This window comes from Amycolatopsis sp. NPDC098790 (assembly GCF_044759945.1).
In the GTDB taxonomy this organism is placed as follows: domain Bacteria; phylum Actinomycetota; class Actinomycetes; order Mycobacteriales; family Pseudonocardiaceae; genus Amycolatopsis.
This window is the reverse complement of sequence record NZ_JBIWAI010000002.1, coordinates 1,681,286-1,695,387: the sequence shown is the minus strand read 5'-3', so window position 1 is coordinate 1,695,387 and position 14,102 is coordinate 1,681,286. Positions and strand designations below refer to the sequence as shown.

The window sequence follows — 14,102 nt, the reverse complement described above, 5'->3', positions numbered from 1 at the left end:
TCTCGACGACTAGGAGTACAAGTGACTGCGATCCAGGAACCTGTGACGCCTGCCGCCGCCTTCGACCAGCCCTACGAGTACGCCCGCGCCGAGCTGGTGGAACCCGACTGGCGCCGCTTCCCGGGCTGGCACGACGTGACCGACGCCGAGTGGCGCGACGCGCAGTGGCAGCGGGTGCACTGCGTCCGCAACGTCAAGCAGCTGCGCGCCCTGATGGGCGACCTGCTGGAGGAGCGCTTCTACGACGACCTGCTCGCCGACCAGCGCGAGCTGGCGACGATGTCGATGCTGCTGCCCCCGCAGATGCTCAACACGATGGCGCCCACGGCGGGCACCGACCCGGCGAAGGTCACCGAGGCGTTCTACGCCGACCCGATCCGCCGCTACATGCTCCCGGTTCGCAGTGATCGTGACGTCACCTGGCCGAGCCACCCCCACTCGGAGCGCGACTCCCTGCACGAGGCGGAGATGTGGGTGGTGGAGGGCCTGACCCACCGCTACCCGACCAAGGTGCTCGCCGAGATGATCTCGACGTGCCCCCAGTACTGCGGCCACTGCACCCGCATGGACCTGGTCGGCAACTCCACGGAGACGGTCGAGAAGCACAAGCTGACCCTCAAGCCGGTCGACCGCCAGGACGCGATGATCGCGTACCTGAAGAAGACCCCGGGCGTCCGCGACGTCGTGGTGTCGGGCGGCGACGTGGCGAACGTGCCGTGGCCGCAGCTGGAGTCGTTCCTGATGCGCCTGATGGACATCGACACGGTCCGCGACATCCGCCTGGCGACGAAGGCACTGGCGGCGCTGCCGCAGCACTGGCTCCAGCCGAAGGTCGTCGAAGGCCTCGAGCGCGTGGCCGTGACGGCGCAACGCCGCGGGGTCAACCTGGCGATCCACACGCACATCAACCACGCCCAGTCGGTGACGCCGCTGGTGGCGGAGGCGGCCCAGACGGCGTTGAACGTGGGTGTCCGCGACGTGCGCAACCAGGGCGTGCTGATGCGCGGGGTGAACGCGACCCCGGCGGCGCTGCTGGATCTGTGTTTCGCGCTGCAGGGCGAGGCGAACATCCTGCCGTACTACTTCTACATGTGCGACATGATCCCGAACGCCGAACATTGGCGAGTGGCGGTGTGGGAGGCGCAGGAACTGCAGCACGCGATCATGGGGTATTTGCCGGGGTATGCGACGCCGCGGATTGTTTGTGACGTGCCTTATGTCGGGAAGCGGTGGGTGCACCAGCTGGCTGACTATGACCGAGAGCTGGGGATTTCGTACTGGACGAAGAACTATCGGACCGGGATCGAACTGGAGGACCCGGAGGCGTTGCAGCGCCGGTACCCGTACTACGACCCGATCTCGACGTTGCCCGAAGCCGGCCAGAACTGGTGGAACACGCAGCCCCGCCCGTGACCCGGTGGGCACTCAGCGGAACGCCATCGCCGTGCGTTCGCAGGGGTGCGGAAGCAGGGCGAACGACCCGCTGGGTGCCCGGGATGCGGTCCAGCACGCCGGGGACCAGCGTGGTCGGCTGATCAGCGGGTTGCCTGAGGCGCCGGTGGCGGCGTTGCCAGCGGCTGCAGTTGCGCATTGACGATCGGGCCGGGTTGTCCTTGGCTGTCGACCAGCTTGAGGACGAAGTCGGGTACCGAAAGCAGGAGTTGGGCCACGAACGTCAACGCCAGGACAGGAATTACGATCGGTGTGACGACCAGTCCGATCACCAGCACCGCGGCATCCTTCCCCCAGCCGAGCGTCAGGGCCAGCAATGCGGCGAACGTCGCTGCGTACGTCCAAGGCCACGCAGCCAGGTCAGCCGGGTAGACGGCCGTGAACCACGCGTGCGGCAGGACGTGGCAGAGAGCGTACGCGGCCACGACCCCGGCGATGAGGTGCAACGTCATCAAGGCCGCGCGGAACCGGCGGTACCGCCAGTACCGGCCGAAGCAGACGCCTGCCCAGAACACCCTGCTGCGGAACCACGGAACTCTCTTCTGCAGGTCTGTGACGCTTCCGTCGCCCTTGTCACGCATGGCGAGGAGGAACAAGCGGTCGGCGTCACGTCGCTCGGAATAGGTTTCCGCGATTTCGCAAAGGTGATCGTGCAGGAGGGCGGCGCGCAACTGCCTTCCGTAGCTGGGCAGCAAACCCCAGAGAAGCGGGGGAACCGAAGCGAGGTCCGTCGTGTCGTCGTTGTCGGGGTGGTGGCCCGGCACGAGGTACACGTTTCCGCCGGGTGAGACATAGCGGAAAGGTGTCAGCAACTCGAAGGTCGACTTGGTCCACACCCGAAGATCCATCTTCGGTGCCGGCTGATCGAGTTCTGCATCTTCGAAGACCATCTCGGCCTCCTTTGTCGTGGTTACCCTCATAGTCGCCATGGGCGTGACCTGCGTTAACACGGCGGGCAAGTGTCTCGAACGGCTCACGGCACGTCACATATCGATGAATTCGGTAACACGCGACGACGACGCGCCGACCCGGGCTCGTAGTGCGGTGTTCACCAGGATTCCCCACGGAATCGACACTGTGCGGGCAATCGAGGATTCGCGATGACCGAGCTGAACGCCGCCGAAGAAGCCAAGACTCTCCAGAACCGGTTCGAGAGCGCGTTGAAACGTCACCCGGACGGCGTGGTCGCACTGGTCGGCCCCCAAGGGATCGGGAAAACCGCGCTGCTCGGCAAATGTCTCCCGGAGCGTCCCGTTTCGTTGTTGATCCAGCCTCCGGTGCGCTACGAGCGCGACGAATTCCTGCGTCAGCTCTCCGATCAGTTCTCCGACGCGGTGCCGGCGGGTGTGTACGTTCCGCAGCTCCGTCGGCCGAGCGCGTCCGGAGTTCAGCGGCAGGTGAAGGCCGTCGCCACCGCCGGACACCCGATCCGGGTGATGTTCGACCGGCTCGACCGCATCGCGCCGAGCGAACACCTGGAGAAGTTCCTGATCGATGTGCTGGTGATTTCCGAAGTACCCGGCTGTCAGTGCGTCCTGGCCGCGTCCGACGATGTCGACGTCGAAATCCTCCGGTCCCGCGCCGACGAGGTCGTGGAGGTCAGCGGGCTGGACCTCAGGGACTCGATCCAGTTCCTCCGGGCCAAGGGACCGGAACTCGACGAGCGGCTGATGATCTTCCTCTACTGCCTGTCCGATGGTCTTCCCCGCAATCTCCGGCGGCTGAAGCGGGCGGCCACCGACCCCATCCACCTGGGGCGCTCGGTGGATTCGTTGATCGACGAGTTCGTCCGGGTGGAACAGATGGTTTCGGATTCGGACGGGCAGCTGATCCAGGTCTATTGCCGGACCTTGCGGGAAGTCTTCGCCGACGTGGCGGACGAGTCGCTGTTCCGGCGGGCGACCGCCGAGCCGAATTGGCCGGGGTCGTTCGACAAACTGGTGAGTTCACACCGCGAATCCGACGAAAACGGGCTTGCCGGGTTCCGTGACGCGTGGGGGCTTTCCCCGGTCACGGCGCAGCCCGAACCACCACCCGACGCGGTCGACGACACCGAGCGGGACCGTAGCCCGCTGGCGAAAGAGCTGGAAACGGTCCTGCTTCCGCAGCTGATCAAGTTCGAGCTGGAATCGTCCGAGGCGGTGCGCGCGATCACGGTGGCCGGCCTCGACCGGGGTGTTCTCGCATCGGAGATCCAGAATTCTCCCGTCGTGCAGGAAGTCGTGCGCGAGGCGTCGGCCCGGCTCCAAGCCGGCCTCGCGAAACCGGACGGCGGCTCCCGGACCCGGAGGGTGATGGCGACCGCTGTGGCCGCGGCGCTCGGGGCCGTCGTAGTGAACCTGGCGAGTTCGTGGATCATCACGGTCGTCGGTTTGATCGCCGCCTCCATCGTCGGCGCGGTCGAATTGGTGTTCGGTCGTTCAGCTGACGCGAGGCGCGCCTCGTCCCTCGAGCCGGTGCTCCGGGCCCAGTGGGAACGAACCGTTCGGAGCGCGGTCCGCCGGGCCGCCCGCGATGTGTTCAACCGCGCGCTCGAGCCCTTCAAATGGGCCGGCCTCACCATCACCGACGACCGGGGCCTGCGCTCGGCGGTCAACGACGATTTCGTCGTGGACACCTTGTCGGTCCAGCGGTTCGACGAAGCCGGGCACCGCATTCGTACGGGCGCCGTCGGGCTCGCCGGTCCTCGTGGTTCGGGCAAGAGCACGGTGATCAGCCGGCAGCTGCACGACCGGCCCGGTCAGGTCGCGGTGACGGTATCGGCTCCGGTCCGGTACGAACCCCGGGACTTCATCCTGCACCTGCACAGCACCTTGTGCCGCGAGGTGATCCGGAAGTTCACGCGCCGCAGCGGGGACGCGGCGCGCAAGCCCGCGGTGGAACTGCTCGTCGAGGAGGAAGAGCAGCGGCGCAAGCGCAAGCTGGCGGTGCGGCTGGCCTGCTGGGCGGGGTTCGCGCTCGTGACGGCGATCATCTGGCTGGTCGCCCACGTCGGGTGGGCCGGGCCACCGACCATGGCGAAGCGGCTGGCTGTCCTGGCGAACCGAGGGGACATCCCGGCCTGGACGATCGTGGTGCTCGCGTCCGGTGGCACCGTCGGCCTCATCGCGATGGTGCTGGTCCACGCCTGGTTGAAAGCCAAGCCGCCGGGTTCGACGTTCCGCGGCGAACTCGGGGCCCTGCTGGTGCGGACACCGCGGCGCACTCCCCGCGACCTGCTCGTCGCACGCGCCCGGCGGGACCTCGGGCGGATCCGGTTCCTGCAGACCCACACCAGCGGGTGGTCGGGAAAGCTGACTCTGCCGGTGAAAACGGAGCTGGCCAGAAACCGCAGCACCCAGCTCGCGGAGCGTCCGCTGACCTACCCGGAACTGGTCGGCCAGCTCACCGGGTTCATCGGGCAGCTGACCGCGGCACTGGACCCGAAGCTGGAGGCGGACTCGCCGTCGGTCGTGATCGGGATCGACGAGCTCGACAAGATGGAACCGGCCGAAGACGCCCACCGGTTCGTCAACGAGATCAAGGGCGTGTTCGGTGTCGCGGGTTGCCAGTTCCTCGTTTCGGTTTCCGAGGAGGCGTTGACGACGTTCGAACGGCGGGGCCTCGCCTTTCGCGACGCGTTCGACAGCGCGTTCGACGAGATCGTGCGGGTCGGCTACCTGAACCTCGCCGACGCGACGGCGGTCCTGGAGAAGCGGGTGACGGGCATGACCGAGCCGTTCCGTTGCCTGTGCCATTGCCTGTCGGGCGGACTGCCGCGGGAACTGATCAGGGTGGCCCGGAACATGGCCGGCCTGGCCGGACCGGACGTGATGCCCACGCTGGCCGAGGTGACCGAACGGCTGGTGGCGGAAGAGCTGCGGCGCAAGGCGGCGTCCTTGCAGGAAGCGGCGGCCCGGATCGGGGCCGGTGCGGATGTCGCCGAGTTCGTCCGCATGGTGCAGGTCTGCATCGCCAATCCCGCACCGGCGATGCTGCTGCGGAACGCGCCGGCCGTCGGCGGGGACGACACCCCGCTGGCCAGGCTGCGGCTGGAGCTGCGGATCTATCTCCGCTACGCGGCGACGATCCTGCAGGTGTTCGACAACGAACTCGACCGCACCGCGGTGAGCGTGGCCAGTTCCCTCGCCGACGAGCCGGGGGCCTTCGACTCGCTCGCGGCGGTACACCACCAGCTGGCAGCCCACCCCATGGTCGCCGCTCTGACCCTCGAGAGGTTTCGGCAGGCTTGGACGCTCGACCCCGGCAAACCGCCGCCCGACCCGGCGTTCCCGATGTCCGAACGCCTGCTCGCCGACCGCGTGCCCGACGTTCCGGAGCGGTTGAGCCGGTTGTGCCACTGCGTATCCGGAGGAGCGCCGCACAAGCTGCTCAAACTCGCGGACAAGGCCATGGTGCTCGGCGCCGCCGGGCACGCCGACGTGGTCCGGCGCATGGTGCACGACGAGCTGCGGGACAACCTGGCCAACGCCAGGGTCGTCGCCGCTTCGCTCGGGTCAGGACGCGACGTGAAGCAATTGCTCCGGGCGATTGCGGTGGTGCCCGGGGCGGGTCCCGTCGACCTGCTCGTCGCGGCGGAGGCGGCGCTGTCGGCCGAAGGGCGGCTCAGCGCGCTGTGGGACGAGTGCCGGGCGCACCTGATGTTCTCGGCGGCCCTGCTGGAGGTCTTCGAGACCGACCGCGAAGTGGACGACGGACGCCTCCGCGCGCTGGCCGCCGTGCCGACCCTGATCACCACCGACGCGGCGAGGGCCATCGACACCGTGCACCGCGTGCGGCGGGACCGGCCGCCGGCGGGGTGAACACCGTTTTCGTCGCTTTCCGACCGGATCGCGGCGCAGTTCATGAAAGTATTTCGGCGACCCCGGATTTCTGCGCCACTCGGCCGCTCCCGTTACTCGCGCCCCCGGATCGGGACCATTCCGTGACCTTACTCGGGGGTTTGAGGTGAAACGCCGGAACCGGATGCGGCGACTAGTACAACGGGTAATCAACTTGCTACGCGAAACAGCGCAGCCCGTTGGTCCACCCGCACGAGCCGGCTCCTCGCTCCGCGCGCGGGGGCCCGGTCCGTTCCGCCGTACGGGGGTGGAGATGCGCCGGACGTTCGTCGTCGCCGACTTCGTTGGTCCTGCCGGGTACGAAGACCGGCTGAAACGGGTGCTCGCCGATCTGCACGACGGCCTCGGACCGACGCTCGCCGTTGCCGTGCTCGGGTTGCGGGCCGCCCGGGACCTCATCGCCCGGGACCGCGTTGCCGCCGGGGAGCTGCTCGCGCGGCTCGAAGACGAGCTCTACCGGGCCATCACCGATCTGCGGCGCATCGTCGCCGACGCGCGGCCGCCGGCGCTCGACGAAGCCGGGCTCGTCCTGGCCGTGCGCCGGTACGCCGAAGCGCTCACCGATCGGGTGCCCGCCGAACACGGGCCGCTGCGCGTCGATGTCGAAGTGCACGCCGAACTGCCTGCGCTGCCGGCGGAAGTCGAAGTCACCGCTTACCGGATCATCCGCGAGGCCCTCGTGAACGTCGCCCGGCACTCCGGCGCCCGCCAGTGCACCGTCCACCTCTGGCCCCGCGACGGGGACCTGCACGTGGAGATCGTCGACGACGGCGTCGGCACCGACGGTGATGCACTGCCCGCGGTCGGCGGGAGCGGCCTGCGGTCGATGCGGGAACGCGCCGGCGACCTCGGCGGCGGCTGCCGGGTCGAGCCGGTTCCCTCGGGCGGTACGCGGATCGCCGCCTGGCTCCCGCTCGCCAAGGCGTGAGGCGGTGTTCGCCACCCTGCGCGTCCTCGTCGTCGACGACCACCCCGTCTTCCGGGCCGCGCTGAACGCCCTGCTCGACGGCACCGACGGCGTGGAGGTCGCCGGGGAAGCCGCCGACGGCCGCACCGCCGTCGCGCTGGCGCACGAGCTGGAACCCGACGTCGTCCTGATGGACCTCAACCTCCCCGACCTCGACGGCGTCGAGGCCACCCGGCGGATCGTGACCGCCGCCCCGCACACCGGCGTGCTCATGCTGACCATGTTCGAAAACGAGGCCGCCGTGTTCGCCGCCATGCGCGCGGGCGCCCGCGGCTACCTGCTCAAGGGCGCGCGCAACGAGCAGATCATCCGCGCCGTCCGGGTGATCGGCGACGGCGAAGCCATCTTCAGCCCGGCGATCGCCACCCGGGTGCTGTCGTTGCTGGGCACCGCGACCCCGCGCGACGAATCGTTCCCCCGGCTCACCGCGCGCGAAAAGGAGATCATGGTGCTCATCGCCCGCGGCAGGGGCAACGCCTCCATCGCCGAGGAGCTGGTGCTGAGCCAGAAAACCGTGCGCAACCACGTCTCCCACATCTTCCGCAAGCTCCGGGTCACCGACCGCGCCCAGGCCATCGCCAAGGCCAAGGAAGCCGGCATTGCCCGATCGGAGTAAGGAAAGCGGGACATATCGGGACTCCTCCTCCCTGTTCGGCGAGCCCCCGCACCCACGATCCTGATGTGGAGCGAACGTCGTTCGAGGGAGGGCCTCACCGATGATCACCGACCAGGTTCCGGTGCTGCTGCACGCCACCGACACCATCACCCGCGCGGGCGTCACGGCCGCGCTGCGTTCACGTCCCGAGATCCGCTTCGCCGACGAGGACACCGGCGAGCGGGCCGTGGTGCTGGTCATCGTGGAACGCCTGAACGAGGAGGCCCGGCAGCTGCTGCGCAGCCTCCAGTGCGCCAACCACGCCGGCGTCGTCCTGGTCGCCGGGGAGGTGGAGGACTCCGAGCTGCTCGACGTCGTCGGCAACGGCGTCTCGGCGATCATCCGCCGCGCCGACGCCACCCCCGACACCCTCGTCCGGCTCGTCAAGACCGCCGCCGTCGGCGAGGGCGCGCTGCCGCCCGACCTGCTCGGCCGCCTGCTGTCCCGGGTGTCCCGGCTGCAGCGGGACGTACTGCACCCGAACGGGTGGGACCTGGCCGGGATGTCCCAGCGGGAGACCCGGGTGCTGCGGCTGGTCGCCGACGGCTTCGAGACCAAGGAGATCGCCGACCAGCTGAGCTACTCCGAGCGGACGGTCAAGTCGATCCTGCACGACATCACCAACCGCTTCCAGCTGCGCAACCGCGCCCACGCGGTGGCGTTCGCCATGCGCGAAGGGCTGATCTGACAAGGGTTCTACTCGACCCGGCCGGAGAAGGACACCGACGGCGTGCAGCGGCCGCGGTCACCCGGGTTCTGGCAGCTGACCGCCAGCACGATCTTCTCCCCCGGCTGGAACCGCCAGGCCTGCAGCCAGTGGTGGTCGAGGTCGCGGAAGTTGGACAGGCCGACCTCCAGCAGGACGCTCTTGGTGCCGCCGGAATCCCGCAGCAGCCGCAGGGTTCCGGTGTCACCGCGGGGGTTCTGCAGGATCAGGTCGGTGATCACCAGCGTCTTGTCCGGGTCGGGCATGGTGTAGGGGAACTCGGCGAACCGGTTGACGTTCGAGTCGATGTTCGCGTCCGCGGCCACCCGGAAGTCCGTCGGCGTCCCGGTCGCGGCGTTCGGCCGGCTCGGGTTGGTCCCGTCGTTGGCGGTGCCGCCGCCGGTGGTCTCGCCCGGCGGGGTCAGGCCGACGGCCTTCATCGCCTGCTCGGAGTTCTGCTTGGCCTGGTCGGCGTTCTTCTTCGCCTGGTCGGCCCCGGCGCCGGCGTCCTGCGCGGCCTTCACGATCTCCTGGTTCTGCTCCTGCGCGGCCTCGCGCGCGGCGGACTTCACCGCGGGCCGCAGCACGGTGAACCACAGCGTCACCAGGGCCAGCAGGAGCACCAGCAGCGCGGCGAGCGCGGGCAGCAGCCACTTGGGCAGCAGCTGCCGCTGCACCATGGTGCCTTCGGTCTTGAGCGGCTCGCCGCCGTCGGCGGTGACGAACACCTGGAAGCGGTGCCGCACGGGTTGCCCGCGCAGGAACCGTTTCCGGGGCTTGGCGCGCATCCGGACGAACGCGGCCGTGCCCGGCGCCAGGTCGGCCCGCTCGCGTTCGAGCCGGAACTCCAGCTCGTCTTCGGGGTCGAGCGGGCTCAGCTCCACCGCCACCGGCCGGTTGCCGCGGTTGTCGACGGCGACCTCGAAGTCGGCCTTGGAGCTGCCTTCCACCTTGGCCGGGACGACCTCGGCGGTCACCTCGGTGAAGGCGCCGAGCTGGACGGTGCCCTCCTCGACGACCGAGCCGGCGGGGTCTTCGCTCGAGAAGACCCGGACGCCGAACGGGATCGTCCCGGCGGGGACGTCGGAGGACCGGGGTGGGGCGAAGCGCACGGTGACCGTGCCCGTCTCCCCCGGCAGCAGGTTGACCGTCGCCGGTTCCGCGGTGGCCCAGCCACTCGCGTCGCCCACGACGTCGACCGAGAACTGGTCGACGACCTGCCCGGCGTTGCGGATGGTCACCGAGCAGGTGGTCTCCCCGCCCGGTTCCGCGACCAGGCCGGCTTCCGACAGCGTCGCCGTTGCTCCCATGCACCGAGTTTCCGCGCCCGGCCCCGGGCGCGGCACCGGCGGACGGGTGTGCGGCCGTGCGCCGGTGGTTGCCCGTACGGGCAGCGGCTCAGCCGCGGGTGATGAACGGCGGTTGTTCCGTGCGCAGGACGACCAGGATCGGGTTCGACTGCACCGTCTGGAACTTCGGCCCGATCACCGAAGCCACCGACAGCGTGCGCGGGCCGATCAGGTCGTGGTGGAAGAGCAGGAACTGCGCCTGGAACTTCCCGTCCGCGCCGACCGTCACCAGGCCCGGGGTCGCCGAGATGCCGGCCGACCACGCCAGCCGGACCGTCGCGCCCGGTGGGAAGTCCGTGCCCGTCACCCGCGGCACGAAGCCCAGCGGGCCGATCCCCGGGTCCACCGTCACCACCGGCTGCCGGATCACCACGCGCGCGTTCGCCGCGTTGTCGGCGGCGGTGGTGTCCGGCCCGGTGGTGGCGATCGTCGCCGACACCGGGGCGTCGACGGCTGCCCGGGCCGCCAGCGCGATGCGGACCTCGACCGTCTGCCCGGGCGCGAGCGTCCCGAGCGCGCAGCTGGTGCCACCCGGCGCGCAGCCCGGTGACACCGAGGTCGCGGGCAGCCCGGGCGGGAGCTGGGGGTCCAGGCGGACGGCCGGCATCGGCGCGCCGGAACCGTTGTGCACCAGGAAGGTCAGCACGACGTCGTCGCCGCCGACGAACAGCGGCACCGCCGACACCGCCATCCCCAGCGACAGCGACCCCGGCGTGACCGGCGGCGCTGGCTTCTCGGCGACGGTGACGACGGCCGTGGCGGAGTTGTCCCGCGCGTCGGCGTCGCCGCCTGCCGTGGTGACCGTGCCGGTCGCCGCCTGCGTCCCGGAGACCACGCCGGCGGCGCTGAACCGCATCCGGACCTGGGCTCCCGGCGCGAGCGCACCGAACGCGCAGACCAGGTCCGGGGTGCACGTCCCCGCCGAGGTCAAGGGTGCCTGTGGGCGCAACCCGGCGGTCAGCCGGACGAACAGCCCCACGCCGGGCGCGGTCGCGGCCCCGTGGTTGGTGACCACGAACTCGAACGTCGTGAGCCCGCCGAACGCGATCGCGGCCGGGACGGCGGTCGCGGTCACCCCGACGTCGGCGATCCGCTGGAACACCGGCTGCCACGCACCGCCGGGGCCGGCGATCAGGAGCGTGGACGCGCCGCCGGCCGACGGCACGATCCGGATGCTCGACGGGGTTTCACTGGGCGCGCTGTCGAAGGCGACGAGCGTGCCGTCGGGCGACCACGCGGGGTTGTCGACGAAGTCGGCGTCCTGCACCAGGACCCGCGCGGGTCCGCCGTCGGCGGCCGCGGCGCAGATCAGCCGGTCGTCGTTCTGGAACACGATCGCGGCGCCGTCCGGCGAGACGTCGGCCGAGGCCTGCCGTCCGATCCCGCACGGCTGCCCGAACGAGGGTGACAGGTCCCGCTGGGTCCCCGCGACGACGGTGTCCGGTCCCGGGGTGAGCGAGACCTGCCAGAGTTCCTGCCGCCGTTCCCCGCCCGGGTCGACCGCCATCACGGCGGTCTCGGTGGCCGTGCCGTTCGTCCCGGTCGCGGTGCAGGTCACGGTGGTGGCCCCGACCGGGAACAGGCTGCCGGACGACGGGCTGCAGAACGGGGTGATCGGCGTTTCCCGGTCGGCGTCGACGGCGGTGGCGGGGTACTCGATCACCGTCGGCGCGCTGCCGGTGACGGTCCTGTCGTGCACGGTGATCAGCGGCAGCCGGGGATCCTTGACCCGCACGGTGACGTCTTCGGTGTAGCCGGGCCGCACGGTGGGTTCACCGTCGACGCGGAACTCCACGCGGCAGTGCAGGAGAGCCCCGAGCGGGGCGGTCGGGGACACCGTCGCGGTTTCGACGAAGTGCGCATCCGTCCCGCCGGGCACCTGCTGCGTCCCCTCGGGACTGAAGGTCATCGTCAGCCCCGGGTCGCAGAACGGCACCGGCTGCACCTTGACCTTCAGGTCCGTGATGCCCCGGATGATCGCCTGGCTGACCTGGCCGACGTCACTGCTCTCGGTCAGCACGCCGTCGGTGGCCTTCGTGATCGCGCTCGCCTGGCCGCGGCCGTCGAGGGTCCCGTCCGTCTCCACGTCGAAGCTTTCGCCCGATCCGCCGCCGCTGGTGACAGCGGGTACCGCGACCACCCGGACGTTCGCGGCCTTCAGCGCGTCGACGACGGCCGCGGTGGTCGGGAACGTGCCCCGCTCGTCGTCCGTGGGTGACTCGTGGCTGGCGGCGTCGCCGACGAGCACGACGATCCGGTTGCTCGTGTCGCGGAAGGTGACCGCGCCCGTGGCGAGCTTCTGCAGGGCGACGTACCAGTCTTCGGCGGTGTCGTCCCCGCCGGTCGCGGTGATCCGGCCGAAGGCGTCGGCGATCAGCTGGCGTTCGGCGGCGGTCCCGACCGGCGTGAGCGGCTGCTGCACGTGGAACGAGCGCGGCGGGTTCGGCGGCGGGCCTTCGCTCGGGTGATCGTCCACGAGGTCGCCGTACGCGGCGACCGCGAAGTGCGCCGACGGCTGCACCTTCAGCACCTCGTCTATGACGTTGCCGAGGTTCGCCTTGACGTCGCCGATCACCCCGCCCATCGATCCGGTCTGGTCCACCAGCAGCACGATGTCCGGGTTCGGCGGGACCTTGTCCGTCTCCACCGTCTTGGGAACCGAGGCCGAACTGCCCTGGCCGACCGGGATGTCCACCACCGCCGGGTCCACTCTGGACGGTCCGGGCGGTGCGGTCCGCGTCGCCGCGCGGGTCAGGGTGATCTTCGTGCCGTCGGCCGACCACACCGGCTGCGAGTCGTCACCGCGCAGGTACGGCGGCAGCGGGATGTCACCGAGGATCCGGCCGTCGGCGACGCGCGCGATCCGGACGAAGTCCCGGCCGCCGCCGTCGTCGCCGAGTGAGGTGTCGGTGAAGGCGATCATCGTGGCGTCCGGCGACCACGCCGGGTGCCGTTCGCGCTTGAGGGCGTCCAGCCCGCCGGTCACCGGCCGGGGCGCGCTGCCGTCGGAGTTCGCGACCACGATCCGGGACGCCGAGGACTCGCCGGAGGCGCGCTCGGTGTAGGCGAGCAGCGTGCCGTCGGTGGAGAACGCCGGGTCGACCTCGTCGGCGTCCGGGCGCTGGGTGAGGTCCCGGCGGTCGCCGCCGGTCGCGTCCGCGCTCCAGATGTCGGTGCTGCCGCCCGCGCGCAGCTCGGTGAACACCGGCTGGCCGTTCGCCCGGAACGTCGGTTCCGACTCACCGGTGCCGGACAACGCCGAGATGACCGAGACGCGGCCGCCGGCGATCTGCTTGACGTCGCCGAGCGGGTCCGGCGCGTGGGTTGTGAACGCCAGGCGGGCCCCGTCGGGCGACCACGCCGGTTCCGTCGAGTCCCCGGGGTCGGGCACCGCGCGGGTGACCGCGCCGCCGGTGTCGGCCATCAGCACGACGTCGCCGGCGGGGTGGAAACGCGTGGTGGTGAACGCGATCCGCGCCGGTCCCCACGCGGGCTGGGTGTCCGCGGCCGGGTCGGCGGTCAGGCGGGCCGGGGTGCCGGCCGCGGCCGGGACGGTGTAGACGTCCCCGGCCGGGTCGTCGCGGGTGCTGCTGAACGCGAGCCGGGTGCCGTCGGGCGACCAGCTCGGCGAGTCGTCGGCGGCCGGCCCGGACGTCACCTGGCGCAGGCCGCGGCCGTCCACGCCGATCACGAACAGGTCCCGGTTGCCGGTGCGGTCCGAGGCGAACGCGACCGTGCGGCCGTCGGGGGACAGCGCGGGGTGCGTGTCGACGGTCTCGTCGTTGGTCAGCCGGACCGGCAGCCGCGCGCCGTCGGCGAGGTAGTACAGCTCGCCGTCCCGCTCGGCACCGCCGGCGGTGCCGGCGCGGTGGCTCACCCACACGATGCCGCCGGTGCCGGCGGACGCGTCGGCGTCGACGCTCCCGGTCCCGTCCGGCAGCGCCGCCTGCGCGCCTTCCCCGGTGGCCTGGAACAGGCCCGTGGTGGCCTCGCTGACGTAGCCGACGCGGTAGGGCGCCGCCGGTGGGGGCGCCTGGGCCGCGGTCGGCGAAAGCGCTCCGCTGATCGCCCAGCCGCCGAGCACCGCGACGACCGCGATCCCCGCCACCGCTCGGTTCGCGCGCATGGTCGG

The 14,102-nt window shown here is 70.9% G+C and carries 8 protein-coding genes; 5 read left to right on the top strand and 3 right to left on the bottom strand.

The features are described 5' to 3' along the window. Positions 1 to 21 precede the first annotated feature (21 nt). Positions 22 to 1,413, top strand: a complete 1,392-nt coding sequence (locus ACIQWX_RS21615; RefSeq protein WP_400873643.1) for a KamA family radical SAM protein — start codon at positions 22 to 24, stop codon at positions 1,411 to 1,413. A 122-nt stretch (positions 1,414 to 1,535) separates the two neighbouring features. Here ACIQWX_RS21615 and ACIQWX_RS21610 read toward each other — a convergent pair whose 3' ends face one another. Further along, positions 1,536 to 2,342: a DUF1353 domain-containing protein gene (locus ACIQWX_RS21610; RefSeq protein WP_400873640.1), complete on the bottom strand. Its 807-nt coding sequence runs from the start codon at positions 2,340 to 2,342 to the stop codon at positions 1,536 to 1,538. A 210-nt stretch (positions 2,343 to 2,552) separates the two neighbouring features. Between ACIQWX_RS21610 and ACIQWX_RS21605 the strand changes: the two genes are divergently transcribed. The 4 genes from ACIQWX_RS21605 to ACIQWX_RS21590 all read left to right on the top strand — a co-directional run bounded on the left by ACIQWX_RS21605 (position 2,553) and on the right by ACIQWX_RS21590 (position 8,603). Further along, on the top strand, positions 2,553 to 6,254 hold the full coding sequence (locus ACIQWX_RS21605; RefSeq protein WP_400873637.1) for a hypothetical protein: 3,702 nt from the start codon (positions 2,553 to 2,555) through the stop codon (positions 6,252 to 6,254). Positions 6,255 to 6,546: 292 nt separating this feature from the next. Further along, positions 6,547 to 7,221, top strand: coding sequence for a sensor histidine kinase (locus tag ACIQWX_RS21600; RefSeq protein WP_400873634.1), 675 nt, complete (start codon positions 6,547 to 6,549; stop codon positions 7,219 to 7,221). A 4-nt stretch (positions 7,222 to 7,225) separates the two neighbouring features. Further along, positions 7,226 to 7,876 carry a response regulator gene (locus ACIQWX_RS21595; protein WP_400873631.1) on the top strand — a complete coding sequence of 217 codons (651 nt, stop codon included), beginning with the start codon at positions 7,226 to 7,228 and terminating at the stop codon, positions 7,874 to 7,876. Between the two features lie 100 nt (positions 7,877 to 7,976). Continuing rightward, entirely contained in the window at positions 7,977 to 8,603 is a 627-nt protein-coding gene (locus ACIQWX_RS21590; RefSeq protein WP_400873628.1) for a response regulator transcription factor, read from the top strand. An 8-nt stretch (positions 8,604 to 8,611) separates the two neighbouring features. On the opposite strand, the gene ACIQWX_RS21585 is transcribed toward ACIQWX_RS21590, so the two are convergent. Together ACIQWX_RS21585 and ACIQWX_RS21580 are read right to left on the bottom strand one after the other, a co-directional pair. Further along, positions 8,612 to 9,931: a hypothetical protein gene (locus tag ACIQWX_RS21585; RefSeq protein ID WP_400873625.1), complete on the bottom strand. Its 1,320-nt coding sequence runs from the start codon at positions 9,929 to 9,931 to the stop codon at positions 8,612 to 8,614. Between the two features lie 88 nt (positions 9,932 to 10,019). After that, complete coding sequence (locus ACIQWX_RS21580; RefSeq protein WP_400873622.1) at positions 10,020 to 14,096, bottom strand: translocation protein TolB; 4,077 nt, start codon at positions 14,094 to 14,096, stop codon at positions 10,020 to 10,022. Positions 14,097 to 14,102: the final 6 nt, after the last annotated feature.

Coding starts and splice junctions, on each gene's coding strand:
- ACIQWX_RS21605 (WP_400873637.1), top strand. CDS start 2,553: ATGACCGAGCTGAACGCCGCCGAAGAAGCCAAGACTCTCCAGAACCGG.
- ACIQWX_RS21590 (WP_400873628.1), top strand. CDS start 7,977: ATGATCACCGACCAGGTTCCGGTGCTGCTGCACGCCACCGACACCATC.
- ACIQWX_RS21600 (WP_400873634.1), top strand. CDS start 6,547: ATGCGCCGGACGTTCGTCGTCGCCGACTTCGTTGGTCCTGCCGGGTAC.
- ACIQWX_RS21610 (WP_400873640.1), bottom strand. CDS start 2,342: ATGGTCTTCGAAGATGCAGAACTCGATCAGCCGGCACCGAAGATGGAT.
- ACIQWX_RS21580 (WP_400873622.1), bottom strand. CDS start 14,096: ATGCGCGCGAACCGAGCGGTGGCGGGGATCGCGGTCGTCGCGGTGCTC.
- ACIQWX_RS21585 (WP_400873625.1), bottom strand. CDS start 9,931: ATGGGAGCAACGGCGACGCTGTCGGAAGCCGGCCTGGTCGCGGAACCG.